Annotated in this window: 15 protein-coding genes and 1 tRNA gene; 11 read left to right on the top strand and 5 right to left on the bottom strand. The window is 62.7% G+C overall.

The features are described from left to right. Window positions 1-28: 28 nt before the first annotated feature. Window positions 29-274 (bottom strand): hypothetical protein, encoded by a 246-nt coding sequence (locus tag NUU27_RS11470; RefSeq protein ID WP_257762238.1) that lies wholly within the window; start codon window positions 272-274, stop codon window positions 29-31. Window positions 275-558: 284 nt separating this feature from the next. On the opposite strand from NUU27_RS11470, the gene NUU27_RS11465 reads away from it, so the two are divergent. The 3 genes from NUU27_RS11465 to proC all read left to right on the top strand — a co-directional run bounded on the left by NUU27_RS11465 (window position 559) and on the right by proC (window position 3,772). After that, window positions 559-1,557, top strand: coding sequence for a glycosyltransferase family 2 protein (locus tag NUU27_RS11465; protein WP_257762237.1), 999 nt, complete (start codon window positions 559-561; stop codon window positions 1,555-1,557). After that, window positions 1,526-2,845 carry an O-antigen ligase gene (locus NUU27_RS11460; protein ID WP_257762236.1) on the top strand — a complete coding sequence of 440 codons (1,320 nt, stop codon included), beginning with the start codon at window positions 1,526-1,528 and terminating at the stop codon, window positions 2,843-2,845. Before NUU27_RS11465 ends, NUU27_RS11460 begins: the two co-directional genes overlap by 32 nt. Before the next feature lie 120 nt (window positions 2,846-2,965). Further along, window positions 2,966-3,772 (top strand): pyrroline-5-carboxylate reductase, encoded by an 807-nt coding sequence (gene proC / locus NUU27_RS11455; RefSeq protein ID WP_257762235.1) that lies wholly within the window; start codon window positions 2,966-2,968, stop codon window positions 3,770-3,772. Window positions 3,773-3,793: 21 nt separating this feature from the next. Here proC and NUU27_RS11450 read toward each other — a convergent pair whose 3' ends face one another. Further along, window positions 3,794-4,273 carry an Lrp/AsnC family transcriptional regulator gene (locus NUU27_RS11450; RefSeq protein WP_257762234.1) on the bottom strand — a complete coding sequence of 160 codons (480 nt, stop codon included), beginning with the start codon at window positions 4,271-4,273 and terminating at the stop codon, window positions 3,794-3,796. A gap of 142 nt (window positions 4,274-4,415) precedes the next feature. Between NUU27_RS11450 and NUU27_RS11445 the strand changes: the two genes are divergently transcribed. From NUU27_RS11445 to NUU27_RS11410, 8 genes are all read left to right on the top strand, one after another. Further along, the gene (locus NUU27_RS11445; RefSeq protein ID WP_257762233.1) at window positions 4,416-7,838 is read left to right on the top strand and encodes an indolepyruvate ferredoxin oxidoreductase family protein; all 3,423 of its coding nucleotides are present in this window, start codon (window positions 4,416-4,418) and stop codon (window positions 7,836-7,838) included. Window positions 7,839-7,920: 82 nt separating this feature from the next. After that, a complete protein-coding gene (locus NUU27_RS11440) occupies window positions 7,921-8,937 on the top strand; it encodes an ABC transporter substrate-binding protein (protein ID WP_257762232.1) in 1,017 nt (338 codons plus the stop codon). A gap of 48 nt (window positions 8,938-8,985) precedes the next feature. Continuing rightward, a complete protein-coding gene (locus tag NUU27_RS11435; protein ID WP_257762231.1) occupies window positions 8,986-9,756 on the top strand; it encodes an ABC transporter ATP-binding protein in 771 nt (256 codons plus the stop codon). After that, the gene (locus tag NUU27_RS11430) at window positions 9,746-10,582 is read left to right on the top strand and encodes an ABC transporter permease (RefSeq protein WP_257762230.1); all 837 of its coding nucleotides are present in this window, start codon (window positions 9,746-9,748) and stop codon (window positions 10,580-10,582) included. Before NUU27_RS11435 ends, NUU27_RS11430 begins: the two co-directional genes overlap by 11 nt. A 152-nt stretch (window positions 10,583-10,734) precedes the next feature. After that, a tRNA-Phe gene (locus NUU27_RS11425) sits at window positions 10,735-10,810 on the top strand. Window positions 10,811-11,023: 213 nt separating this feature from the next. After that, window positions 11,024-12,223, top strand: a complete 1,200-nt coding sequence (locus NUU27_RS11420) for an integrase arm-type DNA-binding domain-containing protein (protein WP_257762229.1) — start codon at window positions 11,024-11,026, stop codon at window positions 12,221-12,223. A gap of 398 nt (window positions 12,224-12,621) precedes the next feature. Beyond that, entirely contained in the window at window positions 12,622-13,665 is a 1,044-nt protein-coding gene (locus NUU27_RS11415) for an SIR2 family protein (protein WP_257762228.1), read from the top strand. After that, entirely contained in the window at window positions 13,655-15,493 is a 1,839-nt protein-coding gene (locus tag NUU27_RS11410; protein ID WP_257762227.1) for an ATP-binding protein, read from the top strand. Before NUU27_RS11415 ends, NUU27_RS11410 begins: the two co-directional genes overlap by 11 nt. A gap of 337 nt (window positions 15,494-15,830) precedes the next feature. Here NUU27_RS11410 and NUU27_RS11405 read toward each other — a convergent pair whose 3' ends face one another. The 3 genes from NUU27_RS11405 to NUU27_RS11395 form a co-directional block, all read right to left on the bottom strand. Continuing rightward, the gene (locus tag NUU27_RS11405; protein ID WP_257762226.1) at window positions 15,831-16,481 is read right to left on the bottom strand and encodes a hypothetical protein; all 651 of its coding nucleotides are present in this window, start codon (window positions 16,479-16,481) and stop codon (window positions 15,831-15,833) included. Window positions 16,482-16,742: 261 nt separating this feature from the next. After that, window positions 16,743-17,015, bottom strand: coding sequence for a DUF2274 domain-containing protein (locus tag NUU27_RS11400; protein WP_257762225.1), 273 nt, complete (start codon window positions 17,013-17,015; stop codon window positions 16,743-16,745). A gap of 12 nt (window positions 17,016-17,027) precedes the next feature. After that, a complete protein-coding gene (locus tag NUU27_RS11395) occupies window positions 17,028-18,245 on the bottom strand; it encodes a TrbI/VirB10 family protein (RefSeq protein ID WP_257762224.1) in 1,218 nt (405 codons plus the stop codon). Between the last annotated feature and the right edge of the window lie 5 nt (window positions 18,246-18,250).

The following is an 18,250-nucleotide window of genomic DNA, read 5'->3' as shown; positions in this document are numbered from 1 at the left end:
GGCGGCGGGCGCTCGGGAGGAGCGGACGTCAGCCGCTGTTCTTCAGGGTGCGGCTCACCAGCTGAAGACGCCGGTCGGGGCCGACGACATAGACTTCAACGAAGGTGTTGCCGCTGTCATAGAGCTCATGAAAAGTCACGGAGCCGATGGGCGTCTTCTGCAAGGCGGAGGCAGTGGATCCGCGGGCCGTGATGCTGCCGGGCACCGGTTCGATGGCCATCGACGGAAAGACCAGCATCGAGGAGGCTATGAGAGTTGCAAAAAGCGTTTTCATGACAATCTCCGATCATGAGAGGTTTTCGATACGATCGGGGGAGGCTTCGCCGTATCGATGGCTCATGGTCGCAACTGGCCCATTCACTTGGAAATCAATCGGCAGCGATCCGATCCATACCGACATCTCAAGCGATTGGGACGGATCGTGAGGTGACCGGGCATCGAGAGCGGCGGCGAAGCCGGGTTCCGGCAGAAAACAAGGCTCCGAAGCGGCGCGTTTAACGTGCCCTTAATCGCCACGACGCCTTATGGTGCCATCGCAACTCTTGCCATGGCGATGCCTTGACCGAAAGCAGCGCACAACCGTCCGTTTCGCTCGTCGCGCGCACGCCTGATCTGGCGGCCGACGAGATCGAGTGCGTCATCACGGTGCCGACGTTCAAGCGTCCGGAGCAGCTTCTCGAGACGTTGCGCTCGCTGGCGATGCAGGAGACGCAGCGTCCCTTTGCGGTGATCGTCATGGAAAACGAGGCGCAGCAGCGTGCGGGCGCTGCCGCCGCCAGCCCGCTTTTCTCCGACGGCACCTTCCGCGGCCTCGTCATCATCGCGCATCGGCGCGGCAATTGCTGCGCCTACAATGCCGGCTGGGAGACAGCGCTCGAGGCCTTCCCACGGTTTCGGCATCTGGCCGTGATCGACGACGACGAGATCGCCACGCCGGGCTGGCTGGAAGCCCTGTGCAGCACCGCCGAAACCCTTGGCACCGACATCGTCGGCGGCCCGCAGGTGCCGGTGTTTTCCGCGCCAGGGCGCGAGAAGTGGGCCCGTCATCCGGTCTTCGCGCCACCCTACGGGACGACCGGGCGCGTGCCGGCGCTCTATTCCTCCGGCAATCTTTTGATTGCCCGCCCCGTTCTCGAGGCGATGCCGCGCCCGTTCCTCGACCTCCGCTTCAATTTCATGGGCGGCGGCGATTCCGATTTCCTGAGCCGCGCCGCGCAGAAAGGCTTCCGCCTTGCCTGGTGCGCGGAGGCGGTCATCCATGAGAGCGTGCCGGCCCGGCGCCTCGAAGCAGACTGGATCCGCGCCCGTGCCCTGCGCAATGGCGTCATCTCGACGCTCGTGGAACAGCGCAAGCGTGCCGGCGAGGGTTTCGGCAGGCTGAAGGTCTTCACCAAGAGCCTGGCGCTGCTCGGCCTGTCGCCGCTGCGCGGCCTCGGGCGGCTGGCGTCCACCGGCTCCGTGTCAACGGCCATGTACCCGGTCTATGTCGGCCTCGGCCGGGTGCTGGCCGAATTCGGCTATGCCAATGAGCAGTATCGCGAACCCGAGAAGAATTGAGGCGCCGTTCACGACGCGCCTCGTTGCCACCGGACAGCCGGCGACGGTTATCGCCGCCGTGATCCTCGGCGTGCTCATCATCTCGTTCCGCCCGTTCCAGCCGGCCGGCGCAGAGCTCACAGGCAGCGGCGGCGACATCGTCAACCAGCTCGGCTTCGGCGGCCTCGGCGCCCTTTCGCTGGTCGCTCTCCTGACGCTCACCGACCGGCGCGTCCTGCTCGCCCTCATCAGCCCGTGGTGGCTGCTGCTGCTCGGCTTCCTGTTCCTGTCCATCCTCAACACGCCTGCCCCCTCGGTGACGATGCGCAGCGCCGCTTTCTCGCTCATCGGCATCCTCTCCGTGGCCGCCGTGCTCACCCTGCCGCGCGATGCCGATGCCTTCTCGCGCGTCCTGGCGTTCGCCGGCTTCTCGATCCTCGGCCTGTCCTATCTCGGGCTGGTGCTGGTGCCCGAGGCGGCGATCCACCAGGCCGGCGAGGTGGAGGCGCAGCATGCCGGCCTGTGGCGCGGCGTCTTCACGCACAAGAACATCGCCGGGCCGGTGATGGCCTCGCTCTCCTTCGTCGGCATCTATCTGTGGCGGCGCGGCTGGCACGGCGCGGGCGCACTGATGTTCCTCCTGGCGATGGTCTTCGTGGTCCATACGGGCTCCAAGACGACGGCCGGGACCGTGCCGCTCGCCGGCCTGCTCGTCATCCTGCCGGGATTGTTCGGCCTCCGTTTCCTGGTGCCGCTCCTCGTCGCGACCGCACTTGCCGGCACGGCGGTGGCGACGCTCGGCATCGTCTTCATCGAGCCGGTCAAGGAACTCGCCAACCACGCCTTGCCCGACCTCACCTATACGGGCCGCACCGCGCTGTGGGAGTTCATGGGCGAGATGATCGCCAGGCACCCCTGGCGCGGCTACGGTTTCGAAAGTTTCTGGCTGACCGAGCTGGTGCTCACCTCCGACCAGCCCTTCGACCGGGCCTGGGACATCCGCGGCATCGTGCACGGCCACAACTCCTATCTCGACCTTGCCATCGCCATGGGCCTGCCGGCGCTCGCCGTCGCCATCGTCACCTTCGTCATCGTGCCGCTGCGCGACTATCTGCGCGTGCCGCTCTTCCGCGAGAATGTCTTTCTCGCCGATCTCTTCATGATGATCGTCGCCTTCACCCTGCTCAACGCCTTCCTGGAAAGCTTCTTCTTCCGCCGCGCCGACCCGGTCTGGATGTTGTTCGTCATGGCGGTGCTGGGATTGAGGCTCACCGCCCGCTTCCGCGTGTCGGGCCGCACCCAACGGTAGCGCGATTTCGGCGTGCCTGTTGCATTCGGCGCCGCGGCACGGCATTCCTCTACAGCGCGTGCGTCCAGTTGGACACGTGGCGCTGCAAGTCCTTGAATCTGTGCATCGAAGAGGAACATCATGGGCAAGTCGGTCATTCTCGTCGGTTGCGGCAATATGGGCTATGCCATGCTCAAGGGTTGGATGGCGGCCGGCAAGCTCGCCTCCTCCGACGCCACCGTGGTCGAGCCGAATGCCGATCTGCGCGAGCGCGCCGCCAAGCTCGGCGTCACCGTCGCGCAAAGCGCCGACGAACTTGCCGACGGGGCGGATTTCATCGTCTTCGCCGTCAAACCGCAGGCCATCCGCGACGTCGCTCCAGCCTATGCCCGCTTCACCGGCAAGGCGACCTTCGTCAGCGTGCTTGCCGGCACGGGAACCGCCACCTACGAGGAGATCCTCGGCCGCCATGCCGCCGTCATGCGCTGCATGCCCAACACGCCGGCCGCCATCGGCAAAGGCATGATGGTGCTGTTCTGCAACCGCAACGTCACCGAGGAGGCGCAGCGGTTCTCCGCCGACCTTCTGGCGGCGAGCGGCGCGGTGACGAGCATCGACAACGAGGAACTGATGGACGCGGTGACTGCCGTCTCCGGTTCCGGTCCCGCCTATGTGTTCCACTTCATCGAATGTCTCACGGCGGCCGGCGAGAAGGCCGGGCTGCCCCGCGACACGGCAAAGCTGCTCGCCATGCAGACCGTCTACGGCGCGGCGAGCCTGGCCAAGGAGAGCAGCGAGGAGCCAGGGCGGCTGCGCGAGCAGGTGACGAGCCCCAACGGCACCACCGCCGCCGCGCTGTCCGTGCTGATGGGCGGCAACCGCCTGCTCGACCTCGTCACGGACGCCGTCGCGGCGGCGAAGAAGCGCTCGATCGAACTGGGGAAATAGGCGCCGCCGCCTGACCGCCGGTCAACCGGGCGCCGCCTCGACCGGCACCGGGCTGTGCTTCTTGATGTCCTTCAGCACCAGATTGGTGCGCACATTGGCGATGCCCGGCAAACGGAACAGGAACCCTTCCAGGAACCGGTTGTAGGCGGCCAGGTCCCGGCACACGACGCGCAGGTGATAGTCCGCCTCGCCCGTCGTCGAATAGCAGTCGAGCACCTCGCGCCGCCGCCTGATCTCGGCAATGAACGTGTCGACATGCCGGTGATCGTGGCGAGTCAGCGTCACATGCACGATGGCCTGGAAGCCGAGCCCCGCCTTCTCCACGTCGATGAGCGCCGCGTATTGGGCGATCAGCCCGCTTTCCTCCAGCGCCTTCACACGCCGCCAGCAGGCGGAGGTGGACATGCCGGCACGCTCGGCCAGTTCCTGGTTCGACAGCCGGCCGTTCTCCTGCAGCGCGTCTAGCAGACGACGGTCCTGGTCGCTCAGCCTGTCGGACATATTCTTAATTCCTCGAAGTTTTTCATAATTGCCCATCATATTGGTAAGTTCTACCAGAATTCCATATTATATCGCCAAGTACGGCACAAAATTCCATCCATTCCGGTTTAGAATTGTTCCAAACCGGATGTGGAGGAGCCGCATGACCGTGCATCACAAGGCTGGTGATCTCGCGCAATACCGGCTCGAGGATCGCTATACCCAGGAAAAGGGCCGGGTTTTCATGACCGGCACGCAGGCGCTGGTGCGCGCCGTGCTCGACCAAGCGCGCCGCGACCGTGCGGCCGGCTTGAACACGGCCGGCTTCATCTCCGGCTATCGCGGCTCGCCGCTCGGCAGCCTCGATCTCGAGCTGTGGAAGGCCGAGAAGCATCTTGCAGAGAAGCGCATCGAGTTCCTGCCCGCCGTCAACGAGGACCTCGCCGCCACCGCCGTGCTCGGCAGCCAGCAGGTGGAGACCAATCCGAAGCGCGAGGTCGAGGGCGTGTTCGGCCTGTGGTACGGCAAGGGCCCCGGCGTCGATCGTTCCGGCGACGCACTGAAGCACGGCAACGCCTATGGCTCCTCGCCGCATGGCGGCGTGCTGGTGGTGGCCGGCGACGACCATGGCTGCGTCTCCTCCTCGATGCCGCATCAATCCGACGTCGCCTTCATGGCGTGGTTCATGCCGACGCTGAACCCGGCCTGCGTCGGCGAGTATCTCGAATTCGCAGAATACGGATACGCCCTGTCGCGCTTTTCCGGCATGTGGGTCGGCTTCAAGGCGATCTCGGAGACCGTCGAATCCGCCGCCTCCTTCGACCTGCCCGCCCCCCGCCTCTTCAAGACGCCGGATTTCACACCGCCACCCGGCGGACTGCACTACCGCTGGCCGGACCTGCCCGGCCCGCAGATCGAGGAGCGCATGGAGGCGAAGAAGCATGCCGTCTTCGCCTTCGCCGAGGCCAATCCGATCGACCGCCATATCTACGATGTCCGCCACGCGCGCTTCGGCATCGTCACCACCGGCAAGGCGCATCTCGACCTGATGGAAGCGCTGCGGCTTCTGGGTATCGGTGAAGCCGAGTGCCGCAAGCTCGGCATCGACATCTACAAGATCGGCATGGTCTGGCCGCTCGCCCGCCGCTCGGCGCTCGACTTCGTGAAGGATAAGGAAGAGGTCCTCGTGGTCGAGGAGAAGCGCGGCATCATCGAAAGCCAGTTCAAGGAATATTTCTACGACTGGCCGGGCCACAAGCCGCACGCCATGGTGGGCAAGCGCGACGAAACCGGCGAGCGCCTGGTCCCGTGGACCGGGGAACTGTCGCCGCGCCTGCTCGTGCCCATCGTCGCGCGGCGGCTGGAGGGCATCTTCCCCGGCCTCGGCCTCGTGGCCAGGGCGGAAAGGATCCTGGCGCAGCCTTCGATCACGCTGCAGGTCGAAGGCGCCACCCGCACCCCCTATTTCTGCTCCGGCTGCCCGCACAACACCTCAACCAGGGTGCCCGAGGGGTCGCAGGCGCTGGCGGGCATCGGCTGCCATTTCATGGCGACATGGATGGACCGCGAGACGACGTCGCTCATCCAGATGGGCGGCGAAGGGGTCAACTGGGCGGCCTCCTCGCTGTTCACCGGCAGGAACCACGTGTTCCAGAATCTCGGCGAGGGCACCTGGTACCATTCGGGTTCGATGGCCGTTCGCCAGGCGATCGCCGCCAAGGCCAACATGACCTTCAAGATCCTCTACAACGACGCCGTCGCCATGACGGGCGGCCAGCCCGTCGACGGACCGGTGAGCGTGCAAGGCATCGCGCAGACCTCGCGCGCCGAGGGCGTCGAGCGCATCGCGCTGGTCTCCGACCATCCGGAAAAATTCGACGCCGGCGATTTTCCCGCCGGCACCACCATCCACCACCGGCGCGCGCTCGATGCCGTGCAGCGCGAGCTGCGCCAGGTCAAGGGCGTCTCCGTTCTCATCTACGAGCAGACCTGCGCCACCGAAAAGCGCCGCCGGCGCAAACGCGGCCAAATGGAGGATCCGCAGCGCTTCGTCGTCGTCAACGAACTGGTCTGCGAGGGCTGCGGCGACTGCTCGGTGGAATCGAACTGCCTGTCGGTCGAACCGCTGGAGACCGAGTTCGGCACCAAGCGAAAGATCAACCAGTCCTCCTGCAACAAGGATTTCTCCTGCCTCAACGGCTTCTGCCCGAGCTTCGTCACCGTCGAGGGTGCGGCGCGGAAGAAGCGCACCGGCACGGAGATCGACCTGACGCGGCTCGCCGCCGGCCTGCCCGAGCCCGCCTTGCCGGCGCTCGATACGCCCTATGACCTTCTGATCACCGGCGTCGGCGGCACCGGTGTCGTCACCGTCGGCGCGCTCGTCACCATGGCCGCGCATCTGGAGGGCAAGGGCGCCAGCGTGCTCGACTTCACGGGCTTCGCGCAGAAATTCGGCCCCGTTCTATCCTATGTCCGCCTCGCCGCGAAGCCCTCGGCCATCCACCAGGTGCGCATCGACCGGACGGCGGCCGACGCGCTGATCGGTTGCGACATCGTCGTCTCCTCCTCGCCGAAGGCATCGTCAAGCTACCGGCCCGGCATGCGCGCCGCCGTCAACCTCGCCGAGATGCCGACCGGCGACATCGTCCGCAAGCGCGATGCGAGCCTTAGGGTGGCCGAGCGGCTGGCGAGGCTCGAGGACGTCACGGGCGCCGACAGCCTCGCCGCCGTCGACGCCAACCGGCTTTCGGAGAAGCTGATGGGCGACACGGTCTTCGCCAATGTCATGATGCTCGGCTTCGCCTTCCAGAAAGGGCTGGTGCCGGTCTCGCTCAACGCGCTCAGCCAGGCGATCGTGCTGAACGGCGTGGCGGTGGAGCGGAACCACCGTGCCCTGCTGATCGGCCGCCTCGCCGCCGCCAGGCCCGAAGCGCTCGACGCGTTCACCGGCGAGAAGCCGCAGACCGGCAGGACGCTCGACGAGATCGTCAGCCGCCGCGAGGCCTTCCTCGTCGACTACCAGGACGCCGCCTATGCCGCCCGTTACCGCCGGCTGGTCGAGCGCGTGCGCGCCGCCGAACAGCCGCTGGGCGGGACGGCGGTGACCGAGGCGGTCGCCCGCTCGCTTTTCAAGCTCATGGCCTACAAGGACGAATACGAGGTGGCGCGGCTGCACATGGAGACGGGCTTCGCCGAGCGCCTGGCGCGCGACTTCGAGGGCGATTACCGCATCGTCCATCATCTCGCCCCGCCCTTCCTCGCCGCCGGCACGGATGCGCGCGGCCGCCCCCTGAAGCGCGCCTTCGGGCCCTGGGTGCGGCTGCCCATGCGCCTGCTCGCGCGCCTGAAGCGCCTGCGCGGAACGCCCTTCGACCCGTTCGGTCGCACGGCCGAGCGGCGCATGGAGCGTGAGCTGATCGGCTGGTACGAAGCCTGCGTGGACACGGCCCTTGAGAAGCTCGGCGCCGATAATGCGGCAGCGCTCGCCGAGACGCTGGCGCTGCCGATGCAGATCCGCGGCTACGGCCCCGTCAAGGAGGAGGCCGCAAGGCGCGTCCGGACGGCGATGGACGCTCAGCTCCGCTGACGGCCGGCGCCCGGTTTCGCTTGCTCCCGGCCCCGCCTCTGTGCGAAGAGCCTCCCGGGTAGGAGATTACAAGGAGTATTAAATGCATACCTTTTCACGCAGGACCTTTGGCGCGCTGGTGTTTGCCGGCGCGACGGCAATTGCAGCCAACGCTTACGCGGCCGACAAGATCCATGTCGGCATTCTGTCCCTCGCCTCGCATTCGCCGAGCATCATCGCCGAGGCGAAAGGCTATTTCTCCGAGCAGGATCTGGAGGTCGAGTTCGTTTCCTTCCAGGCGGCGCAGCCCATGGCCGTGGCGATCGCCTCGGGCGACGTGGATTTCGGCATGACCGCGATCTCCGGCGGCCTGATCAGCCTGGCCGACAAGGGCGTGGTGAAGGTGATCGGCGGCGCGCTGCAGGAGACGCCGGAGATCGAGGGCCAGAAGATCCTGGTTTCCAAGGCCGCCCACGATGACGGCGTCACCGCGCCGGCCGCCCTGAAGGGCCGCAGCTTCGGCATCACCACCACCGGCTCCTCCTTCCACTACATGGCCCACAAGATCGCCGACAAGGAAGGCTTTGCCCGGTCCGAGATCCATGTGAAGCCGTTGCAGAAGGTGCCGGCCGTGATCGCTTCGCTGAAGAGCGGGCAGATCGACGCCTGGTCGATCGTGCCGAACATCGCCGATGGCCTGACCAAGGGCCCCGAGGTGATCGAGATCGGCAAGATCTCCGACTATATCGACAATTACCAGGTCACCACCGTCTTCACCTCGACGAAGAACACGGAGGAAAAGCCGCAGCTCGTCAAGCGCTTCCTGGCGGGCCTGTCGAAGGGCATCGCCGATTACAACGCGGCGCTGGTCGACAAGACGATGAGCGAGGAAGAGACGGCCGCCATCGTGGCGATGATCCACAAATACGTCTATTCCGATCAGCCGCTCGAGAAGGCCGACCCGCGCATCCGGGCGGGCGCCATGCGCATCAACGAGAACGCCGCGCTCAGCCTCGCCAGCGTCGAGGATCAGCTCGAATGGTTCAAGTCGGAGAGCCTGGCGCCGGCGACCGCGACGATGGACAAGCTGGTCGACGCCAGCTTCGTCGAGACGCGCTGACCGAACAAGACGGGCCGCGCCGGCGCAGGCGCGGCGGATTGCCGATCGATGCAGCTCACGCTCCACGACATCAGCCACCGCTACGGCGGCACCACCGTCCTCGACGGGGTTTCGCTGACGGTGGACGACGGCGAAATCGTCTGCATCGTCGGCCCTTCCGGGTGCGGCAAGTCCACCCTGCTGCGCATCGCCGGCGGGCTGGAGAAGCCCGACGGCGGGGCGGCCCTGCTCTCGGGCGCCGCGCCCGAAGGGTCGCTCAACCCTCTCACCTACATCTTCCAGGATTTCGCGCTGCTGCCCTGGCGCACGGTGGAGGGCAATGTGAGCCTCGTTCTGGAAGACCACGGCATCGCCGCATCCGAGCGTGCGGCGATCATCGCCGACGTGCTTTCCCGTACCAATCTGTCCGATTTCGCCAGGGCGCTGCCGCGCCAGCTCTCGGGCGGCATGAAGCAGCGCGTGGCGATCGCCAGGGCGCTGGCCGTCAAGCCGGCCATCCTCCTGATGGACGAGCCGCTGTCGGCACTCGACAGCCAGACGCGCGAACTGCTGATGGACGATCTGGTGGCGCTGTGGAGCCGTGAGCGCTTTTCCGCCTGCTATGTGACGCACAATCTCAACGAGGCGGTCCGGCTCGGCCGCCGCATCATCGTCCTGTCGCGCCGGCCGGGCCGCATCCGCGACGTGGTCGAGATCGATATGCCGCTTGCCGAGCGGGTCGACCGGCTGGCGGAGCTGGAGCTTCTGCAAAGGCGGGTCTGGGACATCATGCGCGAGGAAGCGCGCGAAGCCGATCGGGAGATCTCCGATGTCGCATGAGGCGGCGGCGCGCGATACGGCAAACACGCCCGACGATGCCGGGCAGCGGCCGGTGCCGTTCCGCGGCGGAGGCTTCGTCCACCGGCCGCTCGGCCCGGTGGCGCCGGTCGTCTTCCTGGCCATCCTCGCCCTTTGGGAGCTCGGCTCGCGCTCCGGCTTCATCAGCCCGATCGCCCTGCCCGCCCCGTCCGCCGCCTTTGCCGCCCTTGCCGATCTCTTCAAGACCGGCATGTTGTGGAAGCATCTCGGCGCGAGCCTCTACCGCCTCGCCCTCGGCTGGACGCTCGGCAGCCTTCTCGGCATTGCGGTCGGCCTTGCCGTCGGCCTGTTCTCGCTGGCCCGCGCCGGCCTCCTGCCGCTCGTCTCGGCGCTCTTCCCGGTGCCGAAGATCGCGCTTCTGCCGCTCTTCATCATCTGGTTCGGCATCGGCGAAGGCTCCAAGGTGGCGACGATCCTCTTCGGCACCTTCTTTCCGACGGTGATCGCCACCTATGCCGGGGTCGACAATGTCGATCGCGGGCTCATCCGCATGGGGCAATCCTTCGGCCTCGGCTGGCTGTCGATCGTGCGTAAGATCATCGTGCCAGGCGCCATGCCGGCGATCTTGTCGGGCTTCCGCATCTCCGCCTCGATCGCCATCGTGCTGCTCGTGGCGGCCGAGATGATCGGCGCCGAGTTCGGCATCGGCGCCTATATCCTGATGGCCGGCGCGCTCTTCGCGCTCGACCAGCTGATCGCCGGCGTGGCGCTGCTGTCGGTGCTCGGCCTCGTCATCGCCTGGCTCATCGGCAAGCTCGAAAAGCGCCTTCTTTCCTGGCGCATGTGAGGCGTTTTCCCGGGCGTGAAAAAACTCGCGACAAAACGCCGGGCGGCGCTTGCCAGCCGGAAATCTCGTGCTATAAACCACGCGCTTCCGGCGGCGCACCAACCCCGTCGGCGCTGCTCCGGTCAGGTCGATCCGGCCGGCGGCCATGGCAAGCCCAGGTAGCTCAGTTGGTAGAGCAGCGGATTGAAAATCCGCGTGTCGGTGGTTCGATTCCGCCCCTGGGCACCATCCCCTCTTCTCCCGACATTCCCTTTCGCCGAAGCTTCTAAGCAGAAATCTCAACAAGTATCTGAATTTTCTTTCTTTTCTAGCGCATTCGGCGCGCTTAGGCGTGTTTCGGCAGGCTTGGTCAGATTTGATCCAACGAGGCGGAGGGGTGGTATTTCCGTTGGTAGTTGGCATCCTGATGGTATCGAGGCCAGCCAACAGGAGGTTCCGAAAATGGCCCTCTCCGACATGAAATGCCGAAACGCCCGACCCGCTTCCAAGCTCCGGAAGCTGTCCGATGGCGGGGGACTCCAGCTATGGGTGCAGCCCACCGGGTCACGGCTATGGCGCCTCGCATACCGGTTCGACGGCAAGCAGAAGCTATTGGCGCTGGGCAGCTATCCTCTCATTTCCCTCGCCGAGGCTCGTCAGGCGCGTGATGACGCCAAGCGCCTGCTCCTGGCCGGCATCGACCCCGCGCAGGAACGCAAATCCCGCAAGGTCGGCGCGGCAAAGGACACCTTTCGCTCGATCGCGCTGGAGTATATCGACAAACTGAAGAAGGAGGGGCGTGCCGACGCAACAATCAGCAAAGTCAAGTGGCTGCTCGACTTCGCCTATCCGACGATCGGCGACAAGTGCATACGGGAGATCGATGCGGCGACAATCCTTACCGCCCTTCGGGGCGTGGAGGTACGCGGTCGGTACGAATCGGCGAGGCGACTGCGGTCGACGATCGGCAGCGTCTTTCGGTACGCGATCGCGACCGCGCGTGCCGACATGGACCCGACATCCGCACTGAGGGATGCACTCATCAGACCGACGGTCACGCCGCGTGCCGCGATCACCGATCCGAAGGCCTTGGGCGCCTTGCTGCGGGCGATCGACACGTTCGACGGACAGCTTGTAACGCGTGCGGCCCTGAAGCTGATGGCCCTCCTGTTTCCCCGTCCGGGAGAGTTGCGCGCCGCCGCGTGGGAGGAGTTCGACCTCAAGAAGGCGATGTGGATTATCCCGGGAGCACGAACGAAAATGCGGCGACCGCATCGTGTTCCCCTGTCGAGGCAGGCTGTCACTGTCCTGGAGGAGCTCAGAGAAATCTCCGGTGCCGGAACGCTGCTGTTCCCAAGCGTGCGATCGGCTTCCCGGCCAATTTCCGACAATACGCTCAACGCTGCCCTGCGTCGCATGGGCTATAGCAAGGAGGAGGCAACGGCGCACGGCTTCCGGGCAACTGCGTCAACTTTGCTGAACGAATGCGGCAAGTGGCATCCAGACGCGATTGAGCGACAGTTGGCCCATATCGAAAACAACGACGTCCGGCGCGCCTATGCCCGCGCGGAGCACTGGGAAGAGCGGGTCAGGATGATGCAATGGTGGGCAGATTACGTGGGCAAACTTCAGAACGGCTGCGCAGACACGCAAATTGGATAGGCGAGTGCCTTGTGCGACTTTTCGAGAGCCCACCTTCGTTCGCCGCTGCAAGGGAGTTATAGACTTTCTGCGAATTTCGCAGGGTACCGGTTGAAGAGTGCACAATGCGTGAACGCAGCGAGATGCAAGGTCGAGTTATTGGCGCCGAATAGAGGTTCCGATGAACATGCTGACCGGGCCAGATCAATGCCTGCCCTGGGCAGCGCGCGGCGGCTCAGCGCCCCAATGTCGGTCATAACCCATTATGGCCGCCGAACAGATGCGGACATCCGAGCATTTGGCGGAGATGCTCAAGGCCGGGACCAAAAGGACTAGGTAAAAACGCGGCTTCGACGCCGCCGCTAATTCGGTTAAACTGCCTTCCTCGCGAAAATGCTCAAGTAGGGGCGGGGGATAGGATGGCCGATGTTTTACATACAACGGCGGACGGAGAAAGCACGTCGAAGTATCTGGAGTCTTACATCCAATCGGGGAACATCAATTTCCTGATTGGCTCCGGAGCATCCTTCCCAGCCATCCCGGTTGCAGGAAACATCGAAACCGAAATTGACACGCTCTTGGCTAACGGCGACGAAGAGGCTGCGAGCTGCAGATGTCTGACTTTTGTCGAACAGATCGACGCTGTTCATTCCAAGATGGCGGTCGCGCCAGAGCAAGACCCGGTTCACGGTGTGGTGGCGAGCTACAAGGCATTTTTGACAACGATCGATCGCATATTGTTTGCGCGAAAGAATATCCTCCTACCCCGCCAAGCGACCGTCTTCACCACAAACTACGACATGTTCTTGGAGCACGCGTCGAGTCTCGTTCCGTCGGTGATCCTGAACGACGGATTCGAGCGCTCGTCGAGCCTCAATCCCGAATTCATGTTCACGCCCGAGCGCTATTTTGACCGCACCTACCGATCGGGTCCGGTGTACGGCCAACAGATTGAGATACCGACGATCAATCTAGTAAAGCTCCACGGGTCGTTGTCTTGGCGGCGGAAGACGGACTCAATCGTCTTCGATCCCACCGCCGTGCTGAAACTCTCTGACGAGCAAAAGGGGGACATCAACGAGGTGAATGGGTACCTGTCAAAGCACTTTTTGATCCTACCCAATCTGCGAAAGCACCATACGACCCTGATGGAGCGAGTCTACTACGACTTGCTCCGATTGTTCTCGAAAGCGATGGATCAAGAGAACACGGTGCTCATCGCCTTTGGCTTTTCCTTTGCAGATGAGCACCTATTAGATTTAACGCGGCGCGCGCTGCGTAACCCAACAACGCAGCTGATCGTCTTCTCCTTCAACCATGAATCAGCGGCAGGCTACCAGGCTAAGTTCTCCAAGCAACGGAACGTGGCGGTGGTGGCGCCCGCCGCTGGAGAAAGCATCGACTTCAATCGCTTTAACAACTTCTTGGCGTCGATTTTGCCGGGGCAGGGCCATGCTTTTTGAACCCGATCGTCTCGCACGAGAAGCTGCTCTAAGGGTCGGCGAAGTCTCGGCGGTCACAGGCCGAAAAGTTTTCATTTCGGTGGATACCGACAAGAACCTCTCCGAGTTGTTCTTCGACGGGGATGTGCTGCGGAATATTGCGGTTGGAAGCTATGTCGATATTCGCAAAGGCTTTCTGAGTCTCATCGGCAAGGTTGAAGGCGAGAACGCGCAGGCCGAAGATCGCAAGTCGAGCACGCTCGCCTACTTAAATGGTAAGCGTATCCTGACAGTCTCACTGGTTGGTTTCCTCGATCACAAGGGACACTTCTTCGGCGGAACCAAGGAACTACCGCTTGTTGGGAACGAGGCGTTCCTTCTCACTAAGGAAAAGGTGCATCAGGTTCACAACCTGATTGCGCAAGACGGTGTTGCACTCGACGTCGCGCAATCCGAATACGAAGGGTATGACATCGCACTGCCTGTCGACGGGCTGATGAACAGCCACATCGCCATCTTCGGCAATACAGGCAGTGGCAAATCCAACACGCTGGCGATGCTCTATCAGGAATTCGTCGCCAGGATGCGCGCGCGCAATACAGCTGCGTTCGAATCCAATTGCCGGATCATCCTGTTCGACTTCAACAACGAATATGTTGGCGACGCTTGCCTCACGCAGCACAAGGCGGTTCTGGAGTTGTCCACCCGTAACGACAACGGAGGCAAGATTCCACTCGGTGGTGCCGGATTTGCCGACATTGAAATCGTCAGCATTCTCGCCGACGCGACTGAGAAAACGCAAAAACCCTTTCTGAAACGCACGCTTGATCTGCAGAAAAAGATACTCGGTAACCCCGACTCTATCGGCTACATGCGCAATACTCTGCGTTTGCAGGTCACACAGATTCTCCAGATGTCCGATAAAATACGTGTAGACCTGCTCATGGACTACCTGCGTCAGATATTGCCGGAACATGACGCTGATGGCGAACGCATTGAGCTCGCCGCTGATCTCGAATGGCACAACGTTCAGAGCGAGTACAAGATTAGGGGAACGAACACGTTCCTGAAATCTACCCCGGCTCAGATCCCTGAAACCTTTGTCTATGGTCACGTCGCCAGCTTCGAGTTCGCCAACGACGCCGTAAGCGACCTGATCACGTTCGCCTATGTGCAGCTCATCTGGGATGTGCTTTCAAACCGAGCGCAGAACGAACACATCGCGCCTGCCATCAACAAGCTGAAGAGCAAGCAAGCCGATATTCGCAAGGTATTCAGCAACGACCCAGCAGGAAACCTATTCGAGTCGAACGTTGTGGTGATCGCGCTTGGCGGTGTGAACTTGGAGATGAAGAAGACGATCCCCCTTCTCGTCGCCAAGAAGGTTTATGAGGATCACAAAAGGCTAGGGCCAAACCACACGCTCAACATGGTGATCGATGAAGCCCACAACATCCTATCGCGCGAGTCTTTCCGTGAGGCGGAGAGTTGGAAGGACTATCGCTTGGAAACGTTTGAGGAGATCATCAAGGAAGGTCGCAAGTTTGGGGTCTTTGTAACCATCTCAAGCCAGCGCCCGAACGATATATCGCCGACGATCACGTCGCAGGCGCACAATTACTTCATTCACCGGCTGATCAATCAGAAGGACCTTCAATCAATCGCCAGTGCGGTTTCCTACATCGACAAGCTCACCGAAGAATCCATTCCGACGTTGCCGACCGGCACGTGCATTTTCAGTGGAATCGCCGGGCAAATGCCGCTCAAGCTCGCTATACGTCCGCTGGAGGAACAGCTGAAACCGAGAAGCGCAACTATTCGGTTTCGGGATATCGTGCCCGCCGCGTAACAGGAGGTCGGCTTCGTATCTCGCAATTAGCCGCCTCTCTTTGAGGGATACCTTCCTCTAGGTACGAGACCGGCGCCGACAAATGATTTTGCTTGCCCGGACATCGTCTGGAACCTGGAAGAGATCGCAGCTGAATCGCCCAAGCGCGCGGTCGCGCCTATGCGTTGCGATTCACTTGGCGAGCTGATTGTAGAGGTCGTTGATGCGCGTGTCCGGTGTGCGGAACGCGGGGTCGCTGGCTCCCGATCCATGCGAGACCTGAACTCTCACTAAACCAAGCGGTCGGTTGCCAGGACTACTCACCTGGCCTGTCGGTCGCAGAAACGTCTGTTCTCGCCTAGAATGGAGGACCAGCGAGTCTTTTTCCCACTAACCTCTCTCGTTGGACGCCTCCTCTGATTTCTGCCGCATCTTCATCGTCGAGATCGACTAGTGCCGAGATCTTTCTACCCAAGCCGTTGAATGATGCTCCCATGAGCTTCACACCGGCGTCTGTGACAATGAATCTGTCATGGTATCGTTCTGTCTGGATCAGCCGCGCGGTACGTCCCTCTTTGATCTTCTTCCAGACAGTTGTGCGCACGTCATTGCTGTAACCGTTGATGAAAATGTTCACAGTGGCGCCTCTCGGCAGGATAGAAGCTAAATCACTGGCGAAGGTCGCTATCTCCGTGGCACCCCAGCGAGGGATCTTTGTGAGGAGGTACGGGTCCACGAGGTCGATCTGAGTCGCATCACGCAGCCACTGGCGTAAGGTCTTCATTGCATCCCGTCTTGCCTCAGACGTTTCTCTAACGATGAGGTGTATGAGATGTCTAGGGTTTCGTTCTTCGCGCTTTAGCCCCGCGATCTCCCTTTCAAGTTCTTGTTGGTAGGCGCTAATACCCAGCCTGAATTCCTTCTGCCCGAACCACCGCTGTGCCTCCTCATCGCCGTCGATGGCCTTGAGCGCGTTCGTCAGGATGAAATTGGTATAAATGGGGTCCACCAAACCCGGCTCCTCTCGAGACACATCGTTAATAGATGTCAGTATCTGCTGCGGTCGCAACCAACTGAATTCCGTTCCATTCTGCTCGACTTTGTTGACCGTCAGCTGGAAGGGTGTCTCCCCAGAGATGCTGAGCGAATGTCCGCTATCCAGCCTGTCAGCTCAAAGGCGGCCAGTCTGCTACCGGCCCCAAACACGACATCTACTGATCGACTTTGCGAGGACGGCTTATTGATGCCCCTCAACCATAACTCCGTCTCGTCATTCAGAACCATAAACTGACTTTCGTCGCGATGTCTCTGACACGTCGGCGGTCAGTAAACCCTCTCTTCTGGCCTTAATAAACCCTCGATCGCTTTCAAGGAATACTTCAAGCATGAAGGGGATGAGTTCGGCGACAGATTCGGATTCGCCGTAGGTCTGACGATAGAGTGCAGCGTAATCGCGGAGCGCCTGATTCAGTTTAGCACTGACCGTGAGGGTGATCTTTGAGGGTGCACGGTCGGGAAGCTTTCCGAGTTTCAGATTAGCCATGGTCGTTCCTCTTCAACCCCTGTAAGGCCGCAACCTGAGGTCCTTGTGGACGACGACGCGCAGCGGCCATCCGGGGCGGACGGTGATGGTCGGCTGGATGTTGAGATTCTTCTCGGTGATGCGCTGGCCGGCGCGGTTGACATTCTGTTGGGTGGACTCGCGGATGGCGCGAACCAGGTCGCTTTCATCCTGGCCGAGGCTCAGTTCCGTGCTGACGCCGAGCAACGTGGCGAGCGCGACGCCCTTGATCAGCCGCCATGTATGGAAATCCACCTCGTCCTCGAGCCCGGCATAACCGGCCGTGTCGGTGGCGGGCAGACTCTCGATCTCGATGGACGAGCCGTCGGGCAGCAGGATGCGCTGCCAGACGAGGAGTGCACGCCTCTGGCCGAAGGCGACGACGCTGTCATAGGTGCCGATGAGGCGGGAGCCTTGCGGGATCAGCAAGATGCTGCCTGTCACCGTGTCGTAGACGTTTTCGGTGACCTGGGCGACGACAAGGCCCGGCAGGTCGGAATTGATGCCGGTGATCAGGCTCGCCGCAATCACGCTGCCGGCCATCAGCTGATGGGGTGAGGCCGGCGTCTGCAGGGAGTGCGGATTGTAGATCCCGTTTGCGTCACGCTGGCTGACAAAGTCCAGCTTGCGCTGCTGGTTGTTCTGGTCGCCTTCGGCTGGTGCCACGGAGGCCGGCGCTTGCCCGACCTCTGATTGTGGCAATACCGTTTCCGATTGCGCGCGGGCGCCTATTTCCGTTCCGACAGCATCGGTCATCCTGGTCCTGTTCTCGATCCGGAAGAATACCTCCGACTCGCGGGCCTGGATCGCCTGCTGGGCGAGGCGCTGCTCCTCGTCGGAAACCTCCTGCCCGGGTGCGATGCCGAGTTGGCGCTGACGTTCGAGAATGGGGCCGCCGAGATCGCCGGGCAGCGGCGGCCCCAGCACCGGCGTCTCCCGCTTCATCTGCGAATAGTCTCCCGGAAGCGTTTCAAGCCCTTCGGGCGTCGGCTTGCGCTCGGTGTTGTAGAGTTCTTCGGCCTGCTCCTTGATGCGCAATGCCGGTCCCTGCAGCGCCATCATGGTGACGCCGAGGATGGTCCCTGAACCAAGAGCAGCGATGGCGATGATCACACCGCGTTTGAAGCGCACGGTGCGGCGCGGTGAAACCCGCAGCTGCAGGCTCTCGGGATCGACTTTGGGAGGAGCGTGGGAAGCGGATGTATCGGTCATGACTG

Origin of the sequence: Nitratireductor sp. ZSWI3 (assembly GCF_024655565.1) — a bacterium.
Classification (GTDB): Bacteria; Pseudomonadota; Alphaproteobacteria; order Rhizobiales; family Rhizobiaceae; genus Nitratireductor.
This window is presented reverse-complemented; position numbering and strand designations above follow the sequence as displayed.

What these genes read in the sequence shown, in the direction of transcription:
- NUU27_RS11470 (WP_257762238.1), bottom strand. Translation starts at nt 274, where the DNA reads ATGAAAACGCTTTTTGCAACTCTCATAGCCTCCTCGATGCTGGTCTTT.
- NUU27_RS11460 (WP_257762236.1), top strand. Translation starts at nt 1,526, where the DNA reads ATGAGCAGTATCGCGAACCCGAGAAGAATTGAGGCGCCGTTCACGACG.
- proC (WP_257762235.1), top strand. Translation starts at nt 2,966, where the DNA reads ATGGGCAAGTCGGTCATTCTCGTCGGTTGCGGCAATATGGGCTATGCC.
- NUU27_RS11450 (WP_257762234.1), bottom strand. Translation starts at nt 4,273, where the DNA reads ATGTCCGACAGGCTGAGCGACCAGGACCGTCGTCTGCTAGACGCGCTG.
- NUU27_RS11445 (WP_257762233.1), top strand. Translation starts at nt 4,416, where the DNA reads ATGACCGTGCATCACAAGGCTGGTGATCTCGCGCAATACCGGCTCGAG.
- NUU27_RS11440 (WP_257762232.1), top strand. Translation starts at nt 7,921, where the DNA reads ATGCATACCTTTTCACGCAGGACCTTTGGCGCGCTGGTGTTTGCCGGC.
- NUU27_RS11435 (WP_257762231.1), top strand. Translation starts at nt 8,986, where the DNA reads ATGCAGCTCACGCTCCACGACATCAGCCACCGCTACGGCGGCACCACC.
- NUU27_RS11430 (WP_257762230.1), top strand. Translation starts at nt 9,746, where the DNA reads ATGTCGCATGAGGCGGCGGCGCGCGATACGGCAAACACGCCCGACGAT.
- NUU27_RS11420 (WP_257762229.1), top strand. Translation starts at nt 11,024, where the DNA reads ATGGCCCTCTCCGACATGAAATGCCGAAACGCCCGACCCGCTTCCAAG.
- NUU27_RS11415 (WP_257762228.1), top strand. Translation starts at nt 12,622, where the DNA reads ATGGCCGATGTTTTACATACAACGGCGGACGGAGAAAGCACGTCGAAG.
- NUU27_RS11410 (WP_257762227.1), top strand. Translation starts at nt 13,655, where the DNA reads ATGCTTTTTGAACCCGATCGTCTCGCACGAGAAGCTGCTCTAAGGGTC.
- NUU27_RS11400 (WP_257762225.1), bottom strand. Translation starts at nt 17,015, where the DNA reads ATGGCTAATCTGAAACTCGGAAAGCTTCCCGACCGTGCACCCTCAAAG.
- NUU27_RS11395 (WP_257762224.1), bottom strand. Translation starts at nt 18,245, where the DNA reads ATGACCGATACATCCGCTTCCCACGCTCCTCCCAAAGTCGATCCCGAG.